General features: G+C 56.3%; 24 protein-coding genes and 1 pseudogene. 12 read left to right on the top strand and 13 right to left on the bottom strand.

Annotated elements, in window-relative coordinates; all coding sequences use genetic code 11:
- The first annotated feature begins 39 nt into the window (after positions 1–39).
- Positions 40–276 carry a preprotein translocase subunit SecG gene (secG, locus tag BJP08_RS03530; protein WP_071568290.1) on the top strand — a complete coding sequence of 79 codons (237 nt, stop codon included), beginning with the start codon at positions 40–42 and terminating at the stop codon, positions 274–276.
- Positions 277–342: 66 nt separating this feature from the next.
- Here the strand turns inward: secG and pgl are convergent, their stop codons facing one another.
- The 5 genes from pgl to tkt form a co-directional block, all read right to left on the bottom strand.
- Complete coding sequence (gene pgl, locus BJP08_RS03525; protein WP_071568289.1) at positions 343–1,071, bottom strand: 6-phosphogluconolactonase; 729 nt, start codon at positions 1,069–1,071, stop codon at positions 343–345.
- A 24-nt stretch (positions 1,072–1,095) separates the two neighbouring features.
- Complete coding sequence (locus tag BJP08_RS03520) at positions 1,096–2,010, bottom strand: glucose-6-phosphate dehydrogenase assembly protein OpcA (RefSeq protein WP_071568288.1); 915 nt, start codon at positions 2,008–2,010, stop codon at positions 1,096–1,098.
- Positions 2,011–2,042: 32 nt separating this feature from the next.
- A complete protein-coding gene (zwf, locus tag BJP08_RS03515) occupies positions 2,043–3,581 on the bottom strand; it encodes a glucose-6-phosphate dehydrogenase (protein ID WP_071568287.1) in 1,539 nt (512 codons plus the stop codon).
- Between the two features lie 12 nt (positions 3,582–3,593).
- Entirely contained in the window at positions 3,594–4,679 is a 1,086-nt protein-coding gene (gene tal, locus BJP08_RS03510) for a transaldolase (RefSeq protein ID WP_071568286.1), read from the bottom strand.
- A gap of 67 nt (positions 4,680–4,746) precedes the next feature.
- Positions 4,747–6,849, bottom strand: coding sequence for a transketolase (gene tkt / locus BJP08_RS03505; RefSeq protein ID WP_071568285.1), 2,103 nt, complete (start codon positions 6,847–6,849; stop codon positions 4,747–4,749).
- A 326-nt stretch (positions 6,850–7,175) separates the two neighbouring features.
- On the opposite strand from tkt, the gene BJP08_RS03500 reads away from it, so the two are divergent.
- Positions 7,176–8,090 carry a heme o synthase gene (locus BJP08_RS03500; protein ID WP_071568284.1) on the top strand — a complete coding sequence of 305 codons (915 nt, stop codon included), beginning with the start codon at positions 7,176–7,178 and terminating at the stop codon, positions 8,088–8,090.
- Here BJP08_RS03500 and BJP08_RS03495 read toward each other — a convergent pair.
- From BJP08_RS03495 to mptB, 5 genes are all read right to left on the bottom strand, one after another.
- Complete coding sequence (locus BJP08_RS03495) at positions 8,087–8,938, bottom strand: hypothetical protein (RefSeq protein WP_143110003.1); 852 nt, start codon at positions 8,936–8,938, stop codon at positions 8,087–8,089. The two genes, BJP08_RS03500 and BJP08_RS03495, sit on opposite strands and share 4 nt — an antisense overlap.
- Positions 8,939–8,972: 34 nt before the next feature.
- On the bottom strand, positions 8,973–9,914 hold the full coding sequence (locus BJP08_RS03490; RefSeq protein WP_071568282.1) for a heme A synthase: 942 nt from the start codon (positions 9,912–9,914) through the stop codon (positions 8,973–8,975).
- Positions 9,915–9,984: 70 nt separating this feature from the next.
- A complete protein-coding gene (locus BJP08_RS03485; RefSeq protein ID WP_177221707.1) occupies positions 9,985–10,746 on the bottom strand; it encodes an ABC transporter permease in 762 nt (253 codons plus the stop codon).
- A gap of 2 nt (positions 10,747–10,748) precedes the next feature.
- Positions 10,749–11,681, bottom strand: a complete 933-nt coding sequence (locus BJP08_RS03480; protein WP_071568281.1) for an ABC transporter ATP-binding protein — start codon at positions 11,679–11,681, stop codon at positions 10,749–10,751.
- Positions 11,682–11,687: 6 nt separating this feature from the next.
- Positions 11,688–13,337, bottom strand: a complete 1,650-nt coding sequence (mptB, locus tag BJP08_RS03475; protein WP_071568280.1) for a polyprenol phosphomannose-dependent alpha 1,6 mannosyltransferase MptB — start codon at positions 13,335–13,337, stop codon at positions 11,688–11,690.
- Between the two features lie 128 nt (positions 13,338–13,465).
- On the opposite strand from mptB, the pseudogene BJP08_RS11985 reads away from it, so the two are divergent.
- The 10 genes and pseudogenes from BJP08_RS11985 to BJP08_RS03430 all read left to right on the top strand — a co-directional run.
- Positions 13,466–13,624 (top strand): annotated as a pseudogene (locus tag BJP08_RS11985) (helix-turn-helix domain-containing protein); the annotation flags it as partial.
- A gap of 75 nt (positions 13,625–13,699) precedes the next feature.
- The gene (locus tag BJP08_RS03470) at positions 13,700–14,146 is read left to right on the top strand and encodes a helix-turn-helix transcriptional regulator (protein WP_369816397.1); all 447 of its coding nucleotides are present in this window, start codon (positions 13,700–13,702) and stop codon (positions 14,144–14,146) included.
- Between the two features lie 26 nt (positions 14,147–14,172).
- Positions 14,173–15,618, top strand: a complete 1,446-nt coding sequence (sufB, locus tag BJP08_RS03465; RefSeq protein ID WP_071568278.1) for a Fe-S cluster assembly protein SufB — start codon at positions 14,173–14,175, stop codon at positions 15,616–15,618.
- Positions 15,619–15,623: 5 nt separating this feature from the next.
- Positions 15,624–16,796, top strand: coding sequence for a Fe-S cluster assembly protein SufD (gene sufD / locus BJP08_RS03460; protein WP_071568277.1), 1,173 nt, complete (start codon positions 15,624–15,626; stop codon positions 16,794–16,796).
- A gap of 23 nt (positions 16,797–16,819) precedes the next feature.
- Complete coding sequence (sufC, locus tag BJP08_RS03455) at positions 16,820–17,575, top strand: Fe-S cluster assembly ATPase SufC (RefSeq protein ID WP_071568276.1); 756 nt, start codon at positions 16,820–16,822, stop codon at positions 17,573–17,575.
- The gene (locus BJP08_RS03450) at positions 17,575–18,846 is read left to right on the top strand and encodes a cysteine desulfurase (RefSeq protein ID WP_071568275.1); all 1,272 of its coding nucleotides are present in this window, start codon (positions 17,575–17,577) and stop codon (positions 18,844–18,846) included. The genes sufC and BJP08_RS03450 overlap by 1 nt, the downstream gene beginning before the upstream one ends.
- A gap of 3 nt (positions 18,847–18,849) precedes the next feature.
- Positions 18,850–19,293 (top strand): Fe-S cluster assembly sulfur transfer protein SufU, encoded by a 444-nt coding sequence (gene sufU, locus BJP08_RS03445; RefSeq protein WP_071568274.1) that lies wholly within the window; start codon positions 18,850–18,852, stop codon positions 19,291–19,293.
- A 12-nt stretch (positions 19,294–19,305) separates the two neighbouring features.
- Positions 19,306–19,698, top strand: coding sequence for a metal-sulfur cluster assembly factor (locus BJP08_RS03440; protein ID WP_071568273.1), 393 nt, complete (start codon positions 19,306–19,308; stop codon positions 19,696–19,698).
- A gap of 44 nt (positions 19,699–19,742) precedes the next feature.
- Complete coding sequence (locus BJP08_RS03435; RefSeq protein WP_071568272.1) at positions 19,743–21,371, top strand: ABC-F family ATP-binding cassette domain-containing protein; 1,629 nt, start codon at positions 19,743–19,745, stop codon at positions 21,369–21,371.
- A 113-nt stretch (positions 21,372–21,484) separates the two neighbouring features.
- Positions 21,485–21,727 carry a PLDc N-terminal domain-containing protein gene (locus BJP08_RS03430; protein ID WP_083428387.1) on the top strand — a complete coding sequence of 81 codons (243 nt, stop codon included), beginning with the start codon at positions 21,485–21,487 and terminating at the stop codon, positions 21,725–21,727.
- A 473-nt stretch (positions 21,728–22,200) separates the two neighbouring features.
- On the opposite strand, the gene BJP08_RS11590 is transcribed toward BJP08_RS03430, so the two are convergent.
- The 3 genes from BJP08_RS11590 to BJP08_RS03415 all read right to left on the bottom strand — a co-directional run bounded on the left by BJP08_RS11590 (position 22,201) and on the right by BJP08_RS03415 (position 24,477).
- Positions 22,201–22,368, bottom strand: a complete 168-nt coding sequence (locus BJP08_RS11590; protein WP_177221706.1) for a hypothetical protein — start codon at positions 22,366–22,368, stop codon at positions 22,201–22,203.
- A gap of 456 nt (positions 22,369–22,824) precedes the next feature.
- Positions 22,825–24,195, bottom strand: a complete 1,371-nt coding sequence (locus BJP08_RS03420; RefSeq protein ID WP_071568270.1) for a PFL family protein — start codon at positions 24,193–24,195, stop codon at positions 22,825–22,827.
- Between the two features lie 12 nt (positions 24,196–24,207).
- Positions 24,208–24,477, bottom strand: coding sequence for an ACT domain-containing protein (locus BJP08_RS03415; protein WP_071568269.1), 270 nt, complete (start codon positions 24,475–24,477; stop codon positions 24,208–24,210).
- Between the last annotated feature and the right edge of the window lie 20 nt (positions 24,478–24,497).

Here is a 24,497-nt window from a genome sequence, read left to right as displayed (position 1 = left end):
GTTACATCAATGTAGGTTTTATAGTGAGGATTTACCACCATGACGTTGGCGCTTGAGATCGTGCTTGTAATCGCGGCGGTCTTGATGACAGTGTTCGTCTTGCTTCACAAAGGCAAGGGAGGCGGGCTTTCGAGCCTGTTCGGTGGTGGTGTCCAGGCCAACCTGTCAGGATCCACAATCGTGGAGAAGAACTTGGACCGCTACACGATCATCATTACCCTCATCTGGATTGTTTGCATCGTCGGTCTGAATCTTATTCAGACGTTTGCTGCATAACCAGCAATAAAAGGCCGCCTGGAGTGAAATCTTCCAGGCGGCCTTTTGCTCTGTTTCGTTCAGTTTTTAGTGCGGCGCAGCGTCTTCAGAGACCCATAAGACCGTGCCGTCCTTGCCGGTGGCGCCGGCGGCTGGCCAATCAAGGTAATTTGCTCGGCCTGCAACAGCGGCGGCTGCCTCCGCCTTTTCCGGGCCGGATACGAGCAGCCAGACCTGCTGAGCTCGGCGAACTGCCGGGAGCGTTAACGAAATACGCTCCGACGGAGGCTTGGGTGAATCCGTCACAGCGACGACCAGAGCGTTCTCCTCTTGTAGAGCAGTGGTGTGAGGGAATAGCGAATTAATGTGCCCTTCACCGCCCATTCCGAGTAGATGGAGATCAAATCCTTCGGGTGCTTCGACGCTGAGGAGCGCCGCGTAGCGGGAAACGGCATCTTCCATCGATCCGCCGTTCAATCCGTATCCAAAAATATTTCGCTCAGGGATTGCTACGTGGTCAAGCAGCGCGTCTCGAGCCTGCCCTTCGTTGGAGTCTGCATGGTCAACAGGAACATTGCGTTCGTCGCCGAAAAACACTTTCACCCGAGACCAGTCAATACCAGCGTTTCGCAGCTTCGCAAGGAACCGTATTCCTGCTGTGCCACCGGTCAACACAACTCGCGCAGTCCCGTCTCCATTGACACCACCAGTCGGGGAGCGGTGGATCCCTGCAATGAACGTCTGAAACGCTGCGGTAGAGGCGTCGATAAGTTGATCCAAGTCTGCAAAGGATTTCGTCGTCACTGGATTATTCATTCGCTGAACCTCTTTCATATGGAGCTATGGAAGGCGATGTAACAACGCTCGAGCATACATGGCATCTGGATCAAGATGGCGAAGCTCTTCAGCGAGGCACTCTGCGTCTGAGCGAGCGCTCAACGCGACGAAAGCGTCAGGATAGCCGGGAACGGAGACTCGCACCGTGTGTTCATCGACGCTCTGTACCTGCACGGAGCCCTCATCGCAGTTGAGCGCCAGGCGCTGGATGGGTGAGCCAGGAACAGCGTCGCTTTTATCAACGTTGTTGATTGTCACCGCAACACCAAAACAGGCATGCAACCAAGCGGCTGCAATGCTGACACTCGGGTGCTCAGCAATGCCACTGAGGGAAATCGTCCGCGGCATATGTTTGTAGCGGTCAAACGCTGAAGCAACAACCCCTCGCCAAGGTGTGATCTTGGACCACATCATGTCCGAGTCGCCAGGGACGTAGGCATTTGCCAACTGCTCGATGCACTCTGCACCCATTGTCCGCCAGGCATTCGTAATCCGGCGGTGCGCGATATTACCTAGTTCTGCTTCAGCTGGAACATCCGGCACCGTTGTAGGCCACCATGCCACAATAGGCGTATCGGGCAGCAGCAGGGGGGTTACCACCGCATCAAGATGCTTCGTAAGCTCGCCGTGCAAGGTCATGACGACCATTTCGGAAGCACCAGCATCGGCTGCGACGATTACCTCCGCGTCCATATACGTATGTTCGCTTTGGCAGTCGAGCAACAACACGATGACGCGTGCTGGATGCTCCATCGTCGCACTTCGAACAGTCTCCAAGATTGACGGGACGTCATCCTCAGCATGTGCAGCGACCAAAAGGGTGAGTACCCGCCCGGTTGCTAGCGAATAGTTCTCGCGGGCTTCGAGAAGCGCTGTCGACACATCGCGGGTGGTCGTGTCTGGAAGAGTGACTATCAAGGGTTAAGCCTCACGTTCATAGATTGCAGACATTATGGACGGCGCCATTGACGGCCGTCTTTGGCCAGCATTGCGTCAGCTGATGCGGGCCCCCAAGTGCCCGCGCGGTACTCGTCTGGGTGGCCATGCGACTCCCAGTAGTGAAGAATGGGATCAAGGATCTCCCAGCTCCGTTCGACTTCTGCATTGGTTGGGAACAAACTGGACTCATCGAGAAGGGCGTCAAGAATGAGACGCTCATAGGCCTCCGGAGACTGCTCCGTGAACGCCTCCGCATAGGAAAAATCCATGTTGACGTCTCGCACCTCGAACGCGGTACCAGGCACTTTCGACCCAAACCGCATGAGCACGCCTTCATCCGGCTGCACGCGAATAACCACTGCGTTATTGGTGAGGAGTTTTGTCTGATCGTCCTCGAACGGCTGGTATGGGGGACGCTTAAACACGAGCGCAATCTCGGTCACACGACGCCCAAGCCGTTTTCCAGTGCGCAAGTAGAAGGGAACGCCAGCCCATCGGCGAGAGTTAATTGCCAACGTGCACGCGGCGTATGTCTCGGTGGCAGAATTTGGGTCAAACCCAGACTCTTCCCGCAACCCAATAACGTGTTCGGACCCCTGCCAACCTGCGACGTATTGGCCACGGGCGGTTGTTTCATCGAATGGCTCCACTGGTGTTGTGGCTCGAAGCACCTTCAGCTTCTCCGCACGCAGCCGACTAGGGGAGAACGAGGTTGGCTCCTCCATAGCAATCAACGCGAGAAGCTGAATCAAATGGTTTTGGATAACATCGCGAGCGGCGCCAATCCCATCGTAGTACCCTGCGCGACCACCAAGCCCAATATCCTCGGCCATCGTGATTTGCACATGGTCGATGTAGTGGGAATTCCAGACCGGCTCAAACATCTGGTTAGCGAAGCGTAACGCCATGATGTTCTGCACGGTCTCTTTGCCAAGGTAGTGGTCAATTCGGAAGACAGATCGCTCTGGGAACACAGAGTTGACGACCTGGTTGAGCTTCTTCGCAGAGTCCAGGTCATGACCAAATGGCTTCTCAATAATCACACGACGCCAACCATGCTCCTGAGCCTGTGCCATTCCGCTGCGATCGAGCTGATGAACAACACTCGAGAAATGCTCGGGTGGCACCGACAAGTAAAAGGCCCAGTTACCGTTCGTTCCTCGCGTTTGATCGGTTGACCGAAGAGTTTCGGCTAAGGTGTCGAAGGCGGCGTCGTCGTTAAATGAGCCTGAAACGAATTGCATGCCTTCCGCGAGACGGTCCCAAACGTTCGTGTTGAACGTGGTGCGAGACGTTGCCTCGACTGCTTCACGCACGTAGTCCTCAAAATCCTGCTTCAACCAGTCACGGCGTCCGAACCCGATGAGAGCAAAGCCCGGTGGGAGGAGACCTCTGTTCGCGAGGTCATAAATCGCCGGCAGGAGCTTCTTCCGAGCTAGATCCCCGGTCACGCCGAAGATCACCATCCCTGACGGACCCGCAATGCGGGGAAGCCGCTTATCCTCGGGGGATCGAAGCGGGTTCACCCAATGCGTGCTCTCGTCACTCACATCTACTCCTTTTTATTGCAGCTTTTCCGACATGGAATTTAGCAATTCTTGCCACGCATCAACAAACTTATCGACGCCTTCCTGCTCGAGCACCCGCACAACGTCAGTGAGGTCTACACCCGTCGCAGCAACGGCATTGAAAATGCTCTCCGCGTCGTCGCCACTGGAGGAAAGCGTATCGCCGTGGAGGCTGTCGCTGGCCAACGTGGCGTCGATAGTTCCCTCAGGCATGGTGTTGACCGTGTGCGGTCCGGCCAACTCCGAAACGTAGAGCGTCGCAGGGTACTCAGGGTTCTTCACACCGGTGGAAGCCCAAAGCGGGCGCTGCACATTTGCGCCCGCAGGGAGGTCCTCGAGTGAAGCAAACTCATCCAGGAACAGGCGGTACGCCAACTGGGCATTTGCGACGCCAGCCTTGCCCCGCAACGCGAGTGCCTCAGATGTACCAATCTCGTCTAGACGGGCATCCACCTCGGTATCCATGCGGGAGACGAAGAAGGAAGCCACGGAATGGATCTTAGAGACATCGTGTCCGTTGTCCGCAGCCTGCCGAATACCTTCTTTGTACGCGCGGATGACGTGACGGTATCGCTCGACGGAAAAGATGAGCGTGACGTTCACTGAAATACCCGCTGCTAACGCAGCTGTGACTGCAGGCAACGACGCATCCGTAGCCGGGACCTTAATCATCGCATTCGGTTTCCCAACCCGCGCCCAGAGCTCTTTCGCTTGTGCGATCGTCTTTGCCTCGTCGTACGCGAAGCGAGGATCGACTTCGATGGACACTCGACCATCGACGCCGTCTGTTGCGTCAAAGACGTCCTGGAAGATATCGCACGCGTCGCGGACATCATCAATGCTCATCGCGTAGACGGCTTCATCAGCGCTTGCGCCCGACGCCTTGAGCTGTTGAATCTGCGCATCATAGGCACTACCGCTGGACATGGCTGATGCGAAAATTGCAGGGTTAGTTGTGACGCCAACGATCGATTTTTCGCGCTTGACAGCTTCAAGGTTGCCAGATGCAATCCGGTCACGTGAGAGATCGTCGAGCCAGGTCGATGTGCCAAGTTCGCGAAGTTTGTCAACTGTATTCATGCTGAAGGTCCTTTCGAAAAAATTTGCCTGGTCAAGCCGTAGAGCACTTGACCAGGCAACGTCGTTGCTACTGCTTCACTGCCGCCAGGGAGGCTCGCCCGGCTGCTGCTACATTGTCGGCTGTGAACCCGAAGCGCTCAAAGAGCTCAGGGCCAGGTGCGGATGCTCCGAAGTGCTCCAGGGAGACACACTGGCCGGCGTCGCCAACGAAACGGTGCCACGGCATTGCAAGCCCGGCCTCTACAGAGACTCGCGCACGGACCGCGGCAGGTAGCACCGACTCGATGTACTCAGGCGACTGCTGCGTGAACCACTCCATGCAAGGCACCGAAACAACACGTGTACCGACGCCCTCGGTCTCCAGCGTCTTCGCAGCATCGACTGCGAGCTGAACTTCGGAGCCAGACGCCATCAGGATTAGGTCAGGGGTTGGTGTGGAGGATTCAACCAAGACGTAGGCGCCACGAGCAACACCATCAAACGCCTTTTCCTTCGTCCCCTCAAGCACAGGGAGATTCTGGCGAGACAGTGCCAGAGCCTTCGGCATTGGTTTGGCCTCTAGCGCGGCTTTCCATGCTGCAGAGGTTTCGTTGGCATCCGCCGGACGGATGACAGCCATGTCCGGAATAGCACGGAGCGCCGTGAGCGTCTCGACTGGCTGGTGGGTCGGTCCATCTTCGCCCAAACCAATCGAATCGTGAGTAAATACGTAGTAGCTGTCGATTCCTGACAGCGCTGCAACACGGATTGCTGGGTACAGGTACTCCGAGAAGATCAGGAACGTGCCACCGTAGATTCGGGTGTTTCCGTGCAATGCGATGCCGTTCATGATTGCACCCATCGCGTGCTCGCGAATTCCGAAGTGTAAGTTCCGGCCATAGGGCTCAGCGGTAAACATTTCGGTAGAAATTGACTCTGGGCCGAAGGACGCAGCCCCCTTGATGAGGGTGTTGTTCGAGCCAGCAAGGTCAGCAGACCCACCCCAGAATTCCGGGAGCGCCTTCGCCGCGGCTTGGATCACTGCTTCGGAGGCCTTGCGTGTCGCGAGCCCCTTTTCGTCCGCATCCCAAGTGGGGAAATCCTTCGCCCAGTTCGATGGGAGCTCTCGAGCCGTGAGACGGTCAAAGAGCGCCTTCTGCTCAGGGTTGTTCTTAGCCCATGCGGCAAACTTATCGTCCCATTGCGCACGTTTTGCGGCGCCACGCTCCTGAAGTTTCCGGGTGTGGGTAATTACGGCCTTTTCCTCAGGGAAATGAGTTTCTGGATCGAAACCGAGAATCTTTTTCACTGCTGCAATTTCTTCTGCACCCAGAGCAGCGCCGTGAACTGCACCTGTGTTTTGCAGCGTAGGCGCTGGGAAACCAATGACGGTTTTCACCTGGATAATTGTTGGGCGATTGGTGTCAGCTTGGGCTTCCTTCACCGCATTCTCGATTGCAACAATGTCTTCGCCGGACTCAACAGTCAGAGTTTGCCAACCGTAGGCCTCGTAGCGCTTCATGACGTCTTCGGTGAACGCGATCTGGGTGTCATCCTCGATCGAAATACGATTGTCGTCCCAAAATACAATGAGGTTTCCTAGCTGCTGGGTCCCTGCCAGCGATGAAGCCTCTGAGGTAACGCCCTCTTGAAGGCATCCATCTCCGGCGATGACATAGATGAAGTGGTCGAATGGTGACTCACCAGCTGGCGCTCCTGGATCAAGTAACCCGCGCTCTCTGCGAGATGCCATGGCCATGCCAACTGCTGACGCAAGCCCTTGACCGAGTGGTCCCGTCGTAATTTCTACGTGGTCCGTATGGTTGTACTCAGGATGTCCTGGTGTCTTCGCACCCCAGGTACGTAGCTGCTGCAGGTCTTTAAGCTCAAGGCCCATGCCACCCAGGTACAACTGAACGTATTGTGTGAGAGAAGAGTGCCCGTTCGACAGGACGAAGCGGTCACGACCGGCCCAGTGCGGATCGGCAGGATCCACGTTCATGACACGCTGGTACAGGGTATAGGCCAGGGGCGCGAGCGACATGGCAGTTCCCGGGTGGCCCGAGCCGCAGTTTTCCACGGCATCCGCCGCGAGGATTCGGGCTGTATCAACTGCCCGCGTATCCACGTCGGTCCAGTCTTCGGGATAATTACGTACAGTTTTTGCTTGAAGTTCAGCTGAAAGCGTCACAGAATCCTCAATTCATGTTGTGGAAACAGAACAGGACTAAGCCTAGTGTAAAAATCCTCTCATGGTGGTGACACTAGCCTGCGTGCTCTACGCGACTGCCGTCTATGATCAAAAGGAAGCCAGCAGGTGTAAATGGGGCGTTAATTCTGACAAATGGGTGAGCGGAGGCTAACATCACCGGGAGGGCTATAGCGTGTGAAGGCTGAAGGTTCTTCATGCACCGTAGTGCGGTACCATTTCAGTCGAAGTGCTCGACGCCCGAACGCTCACCAGTGTTGCGTCAAAGTTCAAGCCGGACGGTTGAAATTTAATGTGGAGGAGAAGTATTGGAGACCATCAAGGCATACTTCGCGCTGACGAAGCCGAGGGTCATTGAACTTCTCCTGGTCGCGGCCATTCCAGCGATGTTGCAAGCAGACCGCGGCACGGTTCACGTGTGGCTTATCCTTGCAACCTTGTTTGGGGGATGGATGGGCGCCGGCGCGGCAAATGCGTTCAACATGGTCGCCGACTATGACATCGATCAGAAAATGGGACGCACACGCGCTCGTCCACTCGTTCGCGCCAAAGTTACCAAGCAAAAAGCTGCGGTTTTCGCGTGGACGCTACTGATCGCGAGTGTGCTCTGGTTGGGTTTGCTGTGTAAGTCATGGCTCGCCGCGTTTTTCATTATTTTGACCAACTTCTTTTACATCTACGTTTATACTAAGTGGCTGAAGCGGCGGACTTGGCAAAACGTCATCTGGGGTGGTGCCGCGGGCTGTATGCCTGTAATGGTCGGGTGGGCTGCGATCAGAGATAACGTCACCGACGGTTCTAAGGATGCCTGGTGGCAAGCGATCGTTATGTTCATGATCATCTTTTTCTGGACGCCACCGCACACATGGGCCCTCGCGATGAAGTACCGGGCGGACTATGCGCGTGCCAACGTCCCGATGCTGCCAGTCGTTGCATCTCCCGCGGAAACCACCCGGCAAATACTCATCTATTCGTGGTGGACCGTTGGCGTATCTTTGCTGTTGGTTCCCGCAACATCGTGGATCTACCTCATTACTGCGATAGTTTCAGGTGTTTTGTTCCTGGCAGTTGCCACACAGTTGCATGCTGGGGTGAAGCAGGGGGAAAAGGTAAAGCCGCTGAAGCTGTTCATTCTTTCCAACAACTACTTGGCCGCGTTGTTCCTAGGCCTTTCAGTTGATGCGGTCCTTGGCTGGACACCGCTGTTCGCGTCGTTCTTCTAGCCAGAGCGCCCGCGGAGGTTGATAGCCAAAAGCCGTGACTTGTCCGTGGGTGCGCGATGTTCGCTTGGCAACGAGTCGGCGTCTTCTAGCGATTCCAGCACCTCGACCGACGGCTGCCATCGGCACTCTTCAAGCATCCGGGTGACGGCCTGCGCGTGTTTGCGGAACTCGTTTGTATCCACGCTTATTGACGCCAAGTCCTCGTAATAACACGTTCGTGCAGAGCTGCGCCCAACCTGACACGCAAACCCATTGTCCAAGGCATTGCGTGAGACCATCATTGCGTCTACCCCGATGCCGTCGTTGAGCGCCATGATCGCAGAAACGGATCTCGGCTTGTCTTCGAACACAGCTGTAGCACCAGCATTTCGCGCTGCGCGTTGCCCTTCTGCGGTATCAGCTACCGCATACACAATGACATCGCGCTCACGAGCAAGCGCGATTGCGTACAGCCCGATAGGGGAGCTCGCTTCAGTAACGACGACTGCTTCGCCCTGCACGAGATCAAGCACCTCGAATAACGCATACGCTGCCGCAATCCCCGGCCGCAGCATCGAGGCAGCCACCTGCGGAGCTATATTGTCCGATACCGCTACCACGCGGTTTCGGTCCACGACTACGTGCTCAGCAATCTGGCCTGGAGCTTCACTCCACGCCACCATAGTTCCCGGCGCTACCTCATCTTGTGGATCGGTCAAGACGCGTCCGCAACCATGATTGCCGGAGGTGGCGTCGTCAAGAAAAACCCCAGCGTAGAGAACCTCGACTAGAAGCCCACTATCGCTGGGGGTTGGGGAAGCGACGTCAACGCAACGCGCGTGCTGCGCGTCAACATCAATCGCTCTCATACTTCACCAGGCTACATCGTGTTTACGCGCGGCGTCACAGCAACTCTCTACGCACGGCGTGCGCATACAAAAATGCCGTAAACGCTACGACTAGGGACGACAGACCAATGTGAATAGGGATCGTCCAGCGGGGGACTCCCATGTAGTACTGGCTCAAACCTACGGCCCACTGAACCAGAATGAGGCCAAGGAGGAACCAAGAGGTCTGTTGCGCTGCGTGTGGTGCATTCGCCCTGCGTAGCATGAAAAACGTGATCACGGTAAAAAGCAGATATACGTACATGCAAGCAGCATGAACATATGCCAGCAACGCGGTGTCAATAGCAAGTCGGCCTTCCATGCCCACGCTTGCATCGCCCGAGTGAGGGCCGGAGCCGGTAACCATCGTGCCGGTAACAAGCACACAGCTCAACGCTACAGTAGCGATGACTGCGATAGTCCGAATGCGTTTCGGGTAGCAGGTCGTAGCAGGCGTCGACTCATCTTCAGCCAGCCGCATGTAGAGCACTGCGGCGACCCAGACCAGCACCATTGACGGTAAGAAGTGAACGGCGACCGCCCACCACTGAAGATCAAGGCGCACGGAGATTCCGCCAAGCACCGCTTGCACAACAACGCCAGCTAGCGAAAACCATGCCAAACGCTTCACGGGTTTCCCCCGATGAGCTTGGTATACGGCCCACAGCACAGCGATCGCGGCGGCGGCCACCACAAAGGTGAGAAGACGGTTCCCGAACTCGATCGTCTGGTGAATCCAAGGGGCGGCACCAGCGACAGGGACCAGCGAGCCCTCATGGCACAGCGGCCAGGTGTTGCAACCGAGGCCCGAGCCTGTCACACGGACGAGGGAGCCAGTGACAGTGATTCCCCCTTGGCACAACAGCAGGATCATCGCTAGCGTTCGTTGCAGTTTGAGGGTGGGAGGTTGCTTGCCACCCTGACGCGCTACAGGCGCATCGGTCTGTTCTAGGGTCATGCACATTCCTTGGACGTATTAAACGTGTTTGAGTATTCAGACTGTCAGCTTAGTCGATGAGCGCAAACGCCTAATCATCAAAACGGAAGAAGCGAACACTGGCGCTCACACCAGCGACCACCCACGCCAACAAGCTAAGCAGCGCCGGCACGTTCGCCGTCAATGCGAGGGCGTCCGATATGCCCGCAGCAAGTGATACCGTTGGCACCAGATTCCACCATCCAGCTTGGCTGAGGTCACCCGAGTAGACGACCCAGCCGACGATGCCCATCATGATCACCCATAACAAGTTTGAGACAGCCAGGACCATTTCCGAGCTGAGGGAACCACCCATGAGTAGTCCGAGTGAGGTGAAACAGGCAACTCCTAAGAACAGGACGCAGGCGCCCAATACCGCGCCTGAGAGCGAGGGACGCCAACCAAGGAATGCAGCCACCGGCCCTAGTACTGCAATCTGAACACACACCATCGAAACCACACCAAGGATCTTTCCGACGATGATTGTCCACGGCGGTACTCCCGAGGCGCCCGTTCGTTTCAGCGCTCCGTATCGCCGGTCAAAGGCGAGCGAAATTGCCTGTCCGGTAAACCCGGAACTTGTCGCGGCAACTGCGAACACCATCGGCACTAACGTGTCAAGGCTGAGATCCTCCCCAAAAATCGGCAAAGAGACCGATGCGATGAGGAGCGCTGCTGGGATGAATATGCTGAGCAACAACTGCTCACCATGGCGCAGCATCAACCTGCTTTCAATGATCCCTTGGGCGCTCGCCATCGCAATTTTTGAGGACCGCTGCGGGGCGGGTGTAAAGGTTCCTTCCTTGATATGCACTGTTAGCTCCTTAGTTCCTTACCTGTGATCGTCAAAAACACTTCTTCCAGATCCTTATGGCGAACCTGCATATCTCGTATGAGAACAGACTGATCGACGGCTTCCTGGGCTATCCATGCAACAAGGTTTGGCGAAACTGTGCCGCGAGCGACGTAACGCAATGGACGAACCTGCGTGAAGGTTGCATCAAGCTTCGACTGCGCCGCGTTCCTCGCGACTTCGTCTAAATCCAGCGGTTGTGCCGTGCTGAAAGAGACCTGTTCCTCGAAGGATCCACTCGTCAGGTCAGCCGGCGTTCCCTCCGCCACGACTTTTCCATGATCCATAATGACGATGTCATCAGCGAGCGACTCGGCCTCATCCATGAGGTGGGTCGTCAAGACGATGGTGGTTCCGTCGCGTTTCAACGCGGAGACAATATCCCATACCGCATTGCGAGACTGCGCATCCATCCCGGCGGTTGGCTCGTCAAGGAATACCAGTTCGGGCCGTCCAATCAGTGCTAGCGCTAGAGACAAGCGCTGCTTTTGGCCACCGGAGAGGCGTCGATAGGTTGTGTTCGCTACTCCTTCGAGCCCTAAGAGCTCCATGAGCCACTGGGGATCGTGGGGGTGAGCGTTGTATGAAGCTGACAGCTTCAACATCTCTCGGACTTTGACTCCCGAATACGATCCGCCACCCTGCAACATGATTCCAATCCGGTCCCGTACCCGTTGAGGGTGCGTGGCGGGGTTCTCGCCCAGCACAGTGATGGCTCCTGAAGTGGGGCGAGTAAACCCCTCACACATTTCAATGGTTGTGGTTTTGCCCGCCCCGTTCGGGCCGAGCAGGGCCAGCACGGTACCTTGTTTCGCGGTAAACGACGCTCGATCCACCGCTGTAACCGCCCCAAAAGTCTTTGTTACATTGTCAACTGAGAGAACAGGCACGTTCATGGATAGCTAGTGTAGCTTGCCTGAGCCGAAGCGTCGGTACCACAGAAACGCAACAGCGAGAAACGCTACAAAGCAGCAGGCTGCGACACCATAAATCGTGAATACCGTCTTAGCTTGAAGGCCGAGCCCGCGAGGCAATACAAGAAAGCTAAACGTGGCAGAGTACACCGCAACGCCTGCGCGGAAAAAGAACCTGTTCGCCCATGCAGCAAGTGGGTAGATTGCCCAAAGCGGGTACCAGGGGTGCACAACGGGGAAGAAGATAACAAGAACAAGCGTTGCGACGCCAAGTCCACCTGCAGGGTGGATGGTTCCCCGCAATGTAGCCCACAGTAAACGAATGAGAAACGCTACAGCGATCGCAACTCCTATGCCGCGGGTGACAATGAGCATGGCGTCAATATGGTCGCCCAGCCCCAAAAGCATCCCAACGAAACCGCTGACCACGCCGACGTCTGTGGATACTGAAAGCCAGCTACGTATCGACGCCGCTCCGCCTTGTCCAGTGACCCATCCGAGCCCGATACCCGTTATCGAGGAAACAGCAGCCGTCGTCAATACAAGCATGATTGTTTGGAAGGCAATCGCAATGCCCAGCGCCGGGGCCTTTTGTCGACGCTGGGCAAGCGCTCGAGCGATTGCCATCCCAATAAAACCAAGACCGATAAAGCCCGTCACTTTCACGAGTCCACCACAAGTAATGGAAATCGCAGACAAAGCAAGGTAACCCCACGCTTGTCCGGAGCTCACGATCCTCAATAGGTCGACGCCACGCAGCCCTAGTTCTAATCCGACCAAAACAAAACCGAGCATGATTGCTTCGTTATGGATACCACCGATGAGGTGGAGAATTGTGAGCGGATTTAAGATGCCAAGCCACAACGCTGCAGTTTCGGGCACTCCACAGCGGCGGGCAACATTTCGGATACCCCATGCTGCTGCCAGTACACCGCCGAATGAAACAAGACGGTGAGCAATAACCCCGAGAACAATAGAGTCAGCGGTCACGCTCGAAATTGCCGCCGCAATACCTAATGCAACCGGCCCATATGGGCTCGGCGAATGCGCCCAGATAAACGGAACGGAGCGTGCTAAATGGTGCTCAGCACCTAGCAGTTCTACCGGACCAGCGGAATACGGATCAAGGCCGAAACGGACAATGGCACCGTTTGCCAAATAAGAATATATGTCTTGCGTAAAAAGGGGGGCGGTAATGAGCAAAGGCACTACCCAAGCAACAAACGTGCGCAAGAGAAGTGACGTCGACACCCGTGGCCGTTGGCCACTGGCCCCCACGAATGGTCCCATGCAGAGCCAAGCCGTGACAAGCAGACCCACACCGAACAGGACGATCGAGGAAGAAGCCTGCATCATTCGGCCGAGGACTGCGCCACCTGGCAACGAGAACCATGGATTATCGACGACCGGCAACGCCCCGCCACCGAGGCCTCCTAAACCGATGAGAAGCGTGCCAACCAATCCAAGCCAACGAAAGAGCGCAAAACGGTTCTGCTCCGCGTAATTGGTGGACCGAAAATCCTGACCTCTCCACACTTCTGTCGAAGCGCGGTGAAGTCCCGCCGATCTTGAACCAGGTTTACCGATACGCGGGAAGGCATCGAGCAATGACCGAAACGGTGGACCCTGGAACAACACACGCAAGATTGTAGTCGAACTACCGTGGCGAACGTGCACAATGAATTAGGACACAGTAGTGTTGTGTAAAGGCCGGTCGGTATACGGCCAGTCAGTTGGAAAGTTGAAGATCGAAGCGAGGTGAGTCAGTGTTGAACCAAGCGCGGTCAGTAGACGGTGGCACCAGGAAGCGGGTGATGTCGCTCCTTCTCAAGTGTGGACCTGTGACCGCATCAACACTTGGTGAGCAAACGGGAATATCCGCCGCAGGCATTCGGCGGCACCTGGATAAACTTACCGACGCAGGACTCATAGAGACATGTGAGCCATTGCCGGTTGCTGGGGAGGAAACGCCCCGAGGCCGACCCGCGAAACACTACTGTTTGACAGAAGAAGGCCGAAACAGCTTCGGCAGCAACTATGAAGAAATGGCGCTGGACGCGATCGATACTATTGAAGCGCTCGGTGGCCCAGCAGCGGTCAAAGAATTTGCCAAGGCAAGAATAGAACGAATAGTCGAGAATGTTGAACCCATTTCGGAAGAATCAACGAGGGACGAGTTGACAGCCGTCGTTACGGAACTCGTCTCGGCGTTAGAGCGTCACGGGTATGTCGCTTCGGTCACCCAAGCAGGTGCAGGTATTCAAATTTGTCAGCATCACTGCCCGGTATCCCACGTTGCTTCTGTGCATCCAGAGATTTGTGAAGCTGAGCAAGAGATGATCGCTACGGTTGTGGGGCGGCACATACAGCCGCTCGCGTCTATCACCGAAGGCAACGGCGTCTGTACAACGAACATTCCAATCACTGCTGTTCACGGACCGAAATAAAACGTATCTGAAAGGAGCGGAAAATAATGACAAAAGCTAATCCCGCACCCGGTTTAGAGAAACCAATGAACGACGATGAAATTATCGAGTCGATCGGCAGCTACAACTACGGGTGGCACGATCCAGATACAGCCGGGCAGGCAGCTAAGCGTGGTCTGAACGCGGAGGTTGTCAAGGAAATCTCCGGTATTAAAGAAGAGCCAGAGTGGATGCTGGAGCAGCGTCTCAAGGCTCTCGATATCTTCGATAAGAAGCCGTTGCCTACTTGGGGTGCGGACCTCAGCGGTATCGATTTCGACAACATCAAGTACTACGTGCGTTCTACCGAGAAGCCAGCCACAAGCTGGGAGGACCTCCCAGAGGACATCAGGAACACCTACGACAAGCTCGGGATCCCCGAGGCGGAAAAGCAACGACTCGTCGCAGGTGTTGCTGCACAGTACGAATCCGAGGTTGTTTACCACCAGATCCGTGAAGACCTCGAAAAGAAGGGCGTCATCTTCGTTGATACCGACACCGCACTTCGTGAGCACGAGGACCTTTTCAAAGAATACTTCGGCACGGTTATTCCTGCTGGTGACAACAAGTTCTCGGCACTGAATACTGCCGTCTGGTCAGGCGGTTCGTTTATTTACGTACCACCAGGGGTCCACGTGGATATTCCGCTCCAGGCTTATTTCCGTATCAACACCGAAAACATGGGCCAGTTCGAACGGACACTCATCATCGTCGATGAGGATGCCTATGTGCACTACGTTGAGGGCTGCACGGCTCCGATTTACAAGTCGGATTCGTTGCACTCCGCCGTTGTTGAAATCATCGTGAAGAAGGGTGGCCGCTGCCGATACACCACCATTCAGAACTGGTCGAACAACGTGTACAACCTCGTGACGAAGCGCGCTAAGGCTGAAGAAGGCGCGGTAATGGAATGGGTCGACGGCAACATCGGCTCAAAGGTCACAATGAAGTACCCAGCAGTGTGGATGACTGGTGAGCATGCCCGAGGCGAGGTACTCTCCGTTGCGTTCGCCGGCGAAGGGCAGTTCCAGGACACCGGCGCCAAGATGACGCACATGGCCCCTCACACATCGAGCTCTATTGTCTCGAAGTCCGTTGCTCGCGGTGGCGGCCGTGCTGCGTATCGTGGGCTCGTTCAAATTAATGCCAATGCGCATAACTCAGCCTCAAACGTAGAATGTGATGCACTGCTTGTCGACGATATTTCTCGCTCCGACACCTACCCGTATAACGACATTAGGAACGACCGGGTCACGCTCGGACACGAAGCGAAGGTGTCGAAGGTCTCCGAAGAGCAACTGTTTTACTTGATGTCCCGCGGCATTGCAGAAGAGGAAGCTATGGCGATGATTGTTCGTGGCTTCGTCGAACCTATTGCCAAGGAGCTCCCAATGGAATACGCCCTGGAGCTCAACCGTCTTATCGAACTGCAAATGGAAGGATCGGTGGGCTAATCACCATGACTTCAACGATTAATCCAGTATCGAATGCGACTCCCCACAACAACAAGGGAGATCTGTTTTCGTCGTTCAACGTAGAGGATTTTCCCGTTCCACGCGGACGTGACGAAGTCTGGCGGTTTATTCCGCTTCGCCGTATTCGTGGTCTACACAACGGAGAGTTCCCGGAGCAAGCCACTGCCAAGATTGCGATCGACGCCCCAGAAGAGGTCATCGTCGAAGAAGTAGAAGCGTCGGACGAGCGACTCAAGGTAGCCGGAGCACCCGTAGACCGTGTGGCAGCACAAGCCTGGTCTGGTGCGAAGACGGGGACTTTGATCACTGTGCCCGAGAACAGTAAATTGTCGAGCCCCATTACCGTCACCGTCACTGGGGCAGGTGCAGATACGACGTCTTTTGCGACGCTCCTCTTCGAGGTTGGAACACACGCAGAAGCAGATATCGTCGTGAAGTACAGCGGTACCGGTGTTCACGCAGACAACGTGAACTGGCATATCGGTGAAGGCGCACACGTGCGCGCGGTCGTCGATACCGACTGGGACTTGGACGCAGTCCACATCGGCCAACAATCCATCCTGATGGAGCGCGACGCGGTGATGCGACACAACGTTGCTGCATTTGGTGGAGAGATCGTGCGCATCACGCCACGAGTCAAGTTCACGGCCCCAGGTGCAGACGTCGAGCTCACCGGCGTGTACTTTGCCGACGCCGGCCAGTACATCGAAAACCGCATGCTTGTCGACCACAGCGTTCCGAACTGCCGCTCGAACGTGCTCTACAAGGGCGCACTCCAGGGAAACAAGGAATCAAAGTTGCCAGAGGCAAGAACCTGCTGGGTCGGTGATGTGCTGATTCGTGCAGGTGCGCACGGGACAGACACGTATGAAACGAACCGAAACCTGGTATTGACGGATGGCGCACGCGCCGACGCGATCCCAAACCTCGAAATCGAGACCGGTGAAATTGCTGGAGCCGGCCACGCAGCTACCGTCGGTCGCTTCGACGACGAGCAAGTGTTCTATCTGCGGTCCAGGGGCATCCCAGAGGACGAAGCAACGCGTCTGATCATCCGCGGCTTCTTCAACGAAGTTCTCAACCAGATCCCACTTGAAGACCTCCGTGAAGAACTCGTTGCACGAGTCGCCGGTGAGCTCGAACAAACGAACCAGTAAAACGAAAAGGAATCAGTAAAACAATGTCTACCCTGGAAATCAAGAACCTCCACGCAAATGTTCTACCGACCGAGGAAGGCCAGGAACCAACGCCGATCCTCAAGGGCGTAAACCTCACTATTAAAAGTGGTGAGACCCACGCCATCATGGGGCCTAATGGCTCAGGCAAGTCAACGCTCGCCTATACCATCGCTGGCCACCCACGCTATGAGGTCACCGAGGGGGAAGTACTCCTTGACGGCGAAAATCTCCTCGAGATGGACATTGACGAACGCGCACGTGCTGGTCTCTTCCTGGCAATGCAGTACCCAGTCGAGGTTCCGGGTGTTTCTTCGTCGAACTTCATGCGCTCTGCTGTGACCGCTGTTCGTGGCGAGGCGCCAAAGCTGCGCGACTGGGTCCGAGAGCTTAGTGATGCGCGTGACCAGCTGAAGATGGATTCGTCGTTCACGGAGCGTTCGGTAAATGAAGGCTTCTCTGGTGGTGAGAAAAAACGTCACGAGGTCATGCAGCTTTCGCTACTGAAGCCGAAGTTTGCCGTCATGGATGAAACTGACTCTGGTCTCGACGTCGATGCGCTCCGCATCGTTTCCGAGGGAATTAACCGTTACCAGGAGGAAACTAATGGTGGCGTGCTGATGATCACCCACTACAAGCGAATTCTTGAGTACGTGAAGCCCGACTTCATTCACATTTTCTCAGATGGCAAGGTCATCCAGACTGGTGATGCTTCGTTGGCTGATGTTCTCGAGGCAGAAGGATACGAGAAGTTCATCTAATGGGATACGTACATTCTGATGGGACGCTGAACACTGATGCGATTCGTGCTGAGTTTCCGATCCTCAGTAGGACTGTGCGCGACGGGAAGCCACTCGTGTACCTGGACTCCGGGGCAACCTCCCAGCGCCCACAGGCTGTGTGGGACGCTGAACAAGAGTTCGTCCTGAACACTTTCGCTCCAGTACACCGGGGCTCCTATCAGTTGGCTGAAGAAGCTACGGACGCCTACGAAACTGCCCGCGAGCGAATCGCTCACTTCGTTGGTGCTGATGGGGAAGAGATAGCGTTCACCAAGAACGCTACTGAAGCTCTGAACCTCGTAGCGTACGTGCTCGGAGATGACCGTGCCGGGGACGTCCAGGTGAAACGCGGAGACACGATCGTTGTCACCGAGTTGGAGCACCACGCGAACCTTGTGCCGTGGCAAGAGCTAGCCCGACGCACTGGCGCGACGCTCAAGTGGTACTCAATGACCCCAGATGGCCGGGTCGACTTGGAGAGTCTTGAACTAGACGATACGGTCAAAGTAGTCGCGTTCACACACCAGTCGAACGTAACTGGTGCGGTGGCAGATGTAGACGAAATCGTTCGTCGTGCGCAAGCGGTCGGTGCACTCACAGTGCTTGATGCTTGCCAGTCTGTCCCGCACATGCCGGTCAATTTCCACGACCTCGGCGTCGACTTCGCTGCATTCTCCGGACACAAGATGTGTGGTCCGTCTGGCGTTGGCGCAGTGTATGGCCGAAAGTCAATCTTCCGGAGCCTGCCGCCGTTCCTGACGGGCGGGTCCATGATCGAGATTGTCAAAATGGACTCATCTACCTATGCACCGACGCCACAGCGCTTCGAAGCTGGTACGCAGATGGCAAGCCAGGTAGTCGGTCTCGGTGCGGCTGTAGAGTTCCTGGAGTCTATCGGAATGGACAACGTTCAGCGGCACGAACACATGCTGACCGAGTATGCGTTGGAAATGATGCAGGAGATCCCTGGGCTTGTAATCGCTGGCCCTACCGTGGCTGACCAGCGCGGTGGTGCGATTGCTTTCACCGTGGAAGGCGTGCATCCGCATGATTTGGGCCAGGTACTCGACGCTCACGGCGTCGCCATCCGAACGGGGCATCATTGTGCTTGGCCGGCTCACCGGGAGCTCCAAATGCAAGCAACATCGCGGGCGAGTTTCTACCTGTACAACACAAAAGAAGAAGTAGACGCGCTGGTGAATGCCATTCGCGAGGCTCGCCGCTTTTTTGGAGTCGAGGAGGCGTCCTAGACAATGAACCTAGAATCCATGTACCAAGAAGTAATCTTGGATCATTACAAGAATCCGAGGCATAAGGGGCTACGCGATCCGTTTGAAGCTGAGGTACACCACGTGAATCCTTCGTGTGGTGACGAACTGACGCTGCGCGTCCACCTTTCTTCTGACGGCAAAGTCGTTGAAGACGTGTCGTACGACGCTCAAGGTTGCTCAATCTCCCAGGCTTCTACCAGTGTGATGACCGAAGAAATTGTCGGATTAACTGTTGAAGAAGCGATGGAGAAGCTGCATTCTTTTGAGGAGATGATTACTTCTCGTGGAACGAAGCAAGGAGACCCCGAAGCAATTGGCGACGGCATCGCGTTCGGCGGCGTCTCCAAGTTCCCAGCGCGCGTCAAGTGTGCGTTGTTGGGCTGGAAAGCATTTGAAGCTGCCACGTCCGAGGCGCTAGAAAAGTAGAAAGGCGAAAATATGGTGGATACCGATCACACTTCGAACCTTGGCGACAATGACGAGCGGCCAGAACAGACCGAAGAGCAGCTCAAGATTTGCGGGGAAGTCGAAGAGTATTTGCACGACGTCATCGACCCCGAGCTGGGCATCAATGTGGTGGACCTTGGCCTTGTCTATGACGTGTGGGTGGAAACGGCCGACAATGTTCACCGAGCTGTGGTGAACATGACGCTGACTTCGCCTGCATGTCCGCTCACCGATGTCATCGAAGAACAGGCAGAGCAGGCGATCACTGCTAACACTGTATGCGCAGAAGTCGTCATCAACTGGGTATGGATGCCGCCATGGGGTCCGCAGATGATTACGGAGGAAGGCCGCGAGCAGCTGCGCGCGCTGGGATTCGCCGTTTAGATCACGTTTTCGTCTACTGGCCCGGCCTTGTAGAGTAACCCTCTGTGATTGTTACTACTGATCTCGAAGTTCGCGTAGGGGCTCGGACGCTTCTCGAAGCCCCAGGGCAGCATCTCAGGGTCCAACCGGGCGATCGAATCGGTCTTGTAGGCCGCAATGGCGCCGGGAAGACCACCACGATGCGTATCCTGGCGGGAGAAACAGAACCCTACGGGGGAACGGTGACCCGAACCGGCGAGATCGGATACCTTCCGCAGGACTCTAAAGAAGGCAATATTGAGCAGAGCGCGCGTGATCGCGTGCTGTCCGCACGCGGACTTGATCGAATCCAGCGATCAATGGATCGCCAACGCGCGGTTATGGAAGAGTCGGATGGGGCCACTAGGGATAAGGCCATCGAAAAGTTTTCTCGCCTCGAGGAGCAGTACCACGCGCTCGGCGGATACGAGGCGAATGCCGAGGCGGCGCAGATTTGTGACAACCTCGGCCTTCCTGCAAGGGTGCTGGACCAGCAGCTCAGCACTCTCAGTGGTGGCCAAAGACGTCGTGTGGAATTAGCCCAGATCCTTTTCGCGTCGCGAGCTGGATCAGGCAAGTCCCAAACCACTTTGCTTCTCGACGAGCCAACCAACCACCTCGACGCGGACTCCATTACATGGCTGCGTTCATTTCTGGGTAAACACGATGGTGGGCTCATCATGATCTCGCACGATGTCGAGCTCCTCGAAGCGGTGTGCAATAAAATCTGGTTCCTTGACGCTGTCCGTGCTGAGGCTGATGTCTACAACATGGGCTTCAAGAAGTACCAAGATGCCAGAGCACTCGACGAAGCACGAAGGCGTCGCGAACGTGCTAACGCGGAAAAGAAGGCTTCGGCACTGCAGAAACAGGCGGCGAAGCTTGGCGCGAAAGCGACGAAGGCTGCAGCTGCCAAGCAGATGCTCGCTCGCGCTGAGCGCATGATGGGTGAGCTCGATGACGTTCGTGTGGCGGATAAGGTAGCGTCTATCTCCTTTCCGACGCCGGCACCATGCGGCAAGACACCGTTGTTTGGCAAAGGACTCACCAAAATGTATGGTTCCCTCGAAGTGTTCGCCGGCGTCGATCTAGCAGTAGACAAAGGGTCCCGTGTTGTAGTGCTTGGCACCAATGGTGCAGGTAAGACGACGTTGCTCAAATTGCTTGCAGGCGTCGAACGGAACGATGGGGAAGGCGGAGTCGTGTCGGGGCATGGCCTCAAGATCGGATACTTCGCCCAGGAGCACGACACGATCGACGGTAACAAAACAGTCTGGGAGAACACGATCGAAGCCTGCCCCGATGCAGGGCAACAGGATCTACGCGGTCTACTCGGGGCGTTCATGTTCTCGGGAGACAAGCTAGACCAACCAGCTGGAACACTGTCTGGTGGTGAGAAAACGAGGCTGGCCCTGGCAACGCTCGTTTCCTCGCGTGCAAATGTCCTTCTTCTTGACGAGCCGACGAACAACTTGGATCCGCAGTCCCGACAGCAAGTATTGGATGCGCTGAAAACCTATACCGGCGCTGTCGTTCTCGTCACGCACGACCCTGGAGCTGTCGAAGCGCTCGAGCCAGAGCGAGTGATCATCATGCCTGAAGGTGATGAAGACCTGTGGAGCGACGAGTATATGGAGATCGTCGAATTGGCCTAAAACTAACTGCAAATTGTTAGTGGGCGAGTGTGCTGTCTAGCGTTGCTCAGCGGTATGGCGATCGGCACGATGCTCAGTAACACGCTATTCTAACCAACGCGTAGACTGACCGCATGGCCAACAATGAAAACCTAAAGTTCCTGCGCGACGCATGGAACAGCATGTCAACAGACCAAAAGACGATCGTAGGAGTCCTTACAGCGCTGGATACCGTCGGTAAAGCACTTGCACTGCGTGACCTCGCAAAGACCGAAGACCACCAGTTGCTTGGTCCCAAGTGGCTGTGGACGCCGATCATCGGCGTGGTCAACACTTTCGGCTGGGTGGCCTATTTCCTTATCGGGAAGAAGGGTTAGTCGCACGCGCAACCCCGGCGTAGTAGCGGGTCTGAATCACGGGTTGTATCCGGGGCCGCTGCCAAGGGGAGCGACCACCCGCGGCGTCAACCGCTTTGCTGAGTTCTAGGAGCCTGTCGGTTCGCCGGCCCCGCCCACCGTAGGTGAATCGCTGTCGATGGACACCTCGAAGGCGAAGGTTCGCTGGCGGTGCGCGTGCTGATGTATACAACGCCCCAGGTGGACAGTAGCAGCGCGACGAGCCACACCGTGCCCGCGGGGAGGAGCAGGTGGACTACGACCATCTCGATGCACAAGATCTCGATCACGCTCACGGGTATCTGCAGTCGACCGGGCGGGTGAGGAAGTACCTCCGCATCTTCTGACACGAGCCGGTGGCCTCGAATCCACCGCAGTAAATTGAGGTACGAGTTCAAGCTCGTAGCGGGCAAGATGGAATCCTGGATGCCTCTTCCACTCTGAGAGGACCTTATCTATCCATCGAACCCCTCCGCCAACACCTGCAGCACGAGTCGCTGCGCACCCTGCGTCGGCACATCGTGCACACCGAGATAAACGTCTCCAGGCCGCAGGGCGGGGAGAATCCCGCGGAGTAGCCCGTGGGGAAGCAGTTCGCGAATGCGCGCGCCGATTTGAGCCACTTTGCTGTCTCGCGGCCCCATTTCCCCGAGGTCCTCCCAGAGTTTCTCGGCGTCGTGTGCTGTCTCGACGCACTCCGGATCGTTGAGGTTTTGTACGGAGCTGCTTCCACAGGGCGGCCGTAGCAACCCCCGTTAGCCCCATGAGATCCCACCCGTCCAGCTCGCGGTGGAGCGCTTGCGGGTCGATGAACACTCCACGCAATGCTTCTCGGATATCCTCCGGTGCGCCCGCGGGGTGCGCGGCAAGCATGGACAGCCGCCACCGCCGCTGCCCTGCTCGCCCCCGGTGCGCCCGCGGGGTGCGCGGCAAGCATGGACAGCCTTTTCCGCTGCTGCTGCAAGTGGACGATGCGGCTATCCAGGCCCGCTAGGGCACGCCCGCCGCGGCAACATCTGAAATCTTCACGCCTCCAAACCTAAACCCTCACACAATGTGAGGGTCAAGGTAATCGCGCTCTAATTCCTAAATCCGTGCACTGGCGCCGGGATGAAGCCCCCGCGCTGGATCATTTCCGCGCTGCTCTTAGTGTTGACCGGGATGACCGGCGCGTAGCCGAGCAGGCCGCCGAAGTTTACCTCGTCACCCGGCTTGGTGCCAGGGACCGGGATGAGGCGCGCTGCGGTGGTCTTATGGTTCATGACGCCGATTGCGGCCTCATCAGCGATCATCCCTGCGATGGTCTCCGCGGAGGTGTCGCCAGGGATGGCGATCATATCGAAACCAACGGAGCAGATCGAGGTCATGGCCTCGAGCTTGTCCATGGAAATCGAACCTGCGCGTACTGCATCGATCATGCCTTTATCCTCAGAGACCGGAATAAAGGAACCCGAAAGCCCGCCAACACGCGAGCATGCCATCATGCCACCTTTTTTGACGGCATCGTTAAGAAGCGCGAGCGCAGCGGTTGTGCCGTGCGTGCCCACTTGCTCCAACCCCATGTGCTCCAGAATGTGCGCAACTGAGTCTCCAACCTCGGCAGTCGGCGCCAAGGAGAGATCGACGATGCCGAACGGGACCCCAAGGCGCTCTGAAGCGAGATTTCCGACCAGCTGGCCTGCACGAGTGATCTTGAATGCAGCCTTCTTGATTTCTTCAGCTACCTCATTCAAGCTGGCTTTTCCGAGACGCTGAATCGCATTGTCGACGACACCAGGCCCTGATACACCAACTGAAACAACCGCGTCCGGTTCCTCGATACCATGGAAAGCACCGGCCATAAACGGGTTGTCGCCCACAGCATTAGCGAACACCACCAACTTCGCGCACGCGATTGAGGAACGGTCCTTGGTCAGCTCCGCTGCTTGCTTTACGACGCGCCCCATCTTCGCGACAGCATCCATATTGATACCAGCGCGAGAAGTAGCAATGTTCACCGAACTACACACGTTGTCCGTAACGGTTAAGGCCTCTGGAATGGACTCGATGAGTCGCATGTCAGAGGTTGTGGCTCCCTTTTCGACAAGTGCCGAGTAGCCCCCAACGAAGTTGACCCCCAACTCGCTAGCGGCTTTATCAAGCGCCTTTGCAATGTCTACGGGGTTGCCGTCCACCCCAGCTGCCACCAGAGCGATGGGGGAGACAGAAACCCGCTTGTTCACGATCGGGATTCCGAGTTCGCGCTCGATACCCTCGCATACCTCTACAAGCCGGGCAGCCTGTGTCGTAACACGGTCGTAGACCGCCTGGCACGTTGCGTCCATGGTAGGGCGTGTACAGCCGATGAGCGAGATTCCCATCGTGACTGTACGAATATCCAGCCGATAGTCCTCGATCATTTTGATGACGTCAAGAATATGTTGGGACTTGAAATCAAAATCTACAGCCACAGCGGTGTCTCCTTAGATTTCATTCATAGCGGTGAACAGCTCTTCTGACTGAATCCGGACGACGACGCCCAGCGATTCACCAGCCGCCGAGAGATGGTTCTGGAGCGACTCCATGTTCACTTCGCCTTCGGGGAGTTCCACGCGCATGATCATGGTGAAAAAGTCATCCATGAGCGTCTGGGACACATCTACGATATTGAGGTTTACCTCTGCTGCAGCGATGGCAACGCCTGCGATAATGCCTACACGGTCTTTACCGGTGGTTGTGATGATTGCATGCATAGAAAGGAATTGTAGCTACC

Source organism: Corynebacterium sp. NML140438 (assembly GCF_001875725.1).
Classification (GTDB): domain Bacteria; phylum Actinomycetota; class Actinomycetes; order Mycobacteriales; family Mycobacteriaceae; genus Corynebacterium.
The sequence above is the reverse complement of the archived record's forward strand: the minus strand, read 5'-3'. Positions and strand labels throughout refer to the sequence as shown.

Coding starts and splice junctions, on each gene's coding strand:
- secG (WP_071568290.1), top strand. CDS start 40: ATGACGTTGGCGCTTGAGATCGTGCTTGTAATCGCGGCGGTCTTGATG.
- pgl (WP_071568289.1), bottom strand. CDS start 1,071: ATGAATAATCCAGTGACGACGAAATCCTTTGCAGACTTGGATCAACTT.
- tal (WP_071568286.1), bottom strand. CDS start 4,679: ATGAATACAGTTGACAAACTTCGCGAACTTGGCACATCGACCTGGCTC.
- BJP08_RS03495 (WP_143110003.1), bottom strand. CDS start 8,938: ATGAGAGCGATTGATGTTGACGCGCAGCACGCGCGTTGCGTTGACGTC.
- BJP08_RS03490 (WP_071568282.1), bottom strand. CDS start 9,914: ATGACCCTAGAACAGACCGATGCGCCTGTAGCGCGTCAGGGTGGCAAG.
- BJP08_RS03480 (WP_071568281.1), bottom strand. CDS start 11,681: ATGAACGTGCCTGTTCTCTCAGTTGACAATGTAACAAAGACTTTTGGG.
- sufB (WP_071568278.1), top strand. CDS start 14,173: ATGACAAAAGCTAATCCCGCACCCGGTTTAGAGAAACCAATGAACGAC.
- sufD (WP_071568277.1), top strand. CDS start 15,624: ATGACTTCAACGATTAATCCAGTATCGAATGCGACTCCCCACAACAAC.
- sufC (WP_071568276.1), top strand. CDS start 16,820: ATGTCTACCCTGGAAATCAAGAACCTCCACGCAAATGTTCTACCGACC.
- BJP08_RS03450 (WP_071568275.1), top strand. CDS start 17,575: ATGGGATACGTACATTCTGATGGGACGCTGAACACTGATGCGATTCGT.
- sufU (WP_071568274.1), top strand. CDS start 18,850: ATGAACCTAGAATCCATGTACCAAGAAGTAATCTTGGATCATTACAAG.
- BJP08_RS03440 (WP_071568273.1), top strand. CDS start 19,306: ATGGTGGATACCGATCACACTTCGAACCTTGGCGACAATGACGAGCGG.
- BJP08_RS03430 (WP_083428387.1), top strand. CDS start 21,485: ATGGCCAACAATGAAAACCTAAAGTTCCTGCGCGACGCATGGAACAGC.
- BJP08_RS03415 (WP_071568269.1), bottom strand. CDS start 24,477: ATGCATGCAATCATCACAACCACCGGTAAAGACCGTGTAGGCATTATC.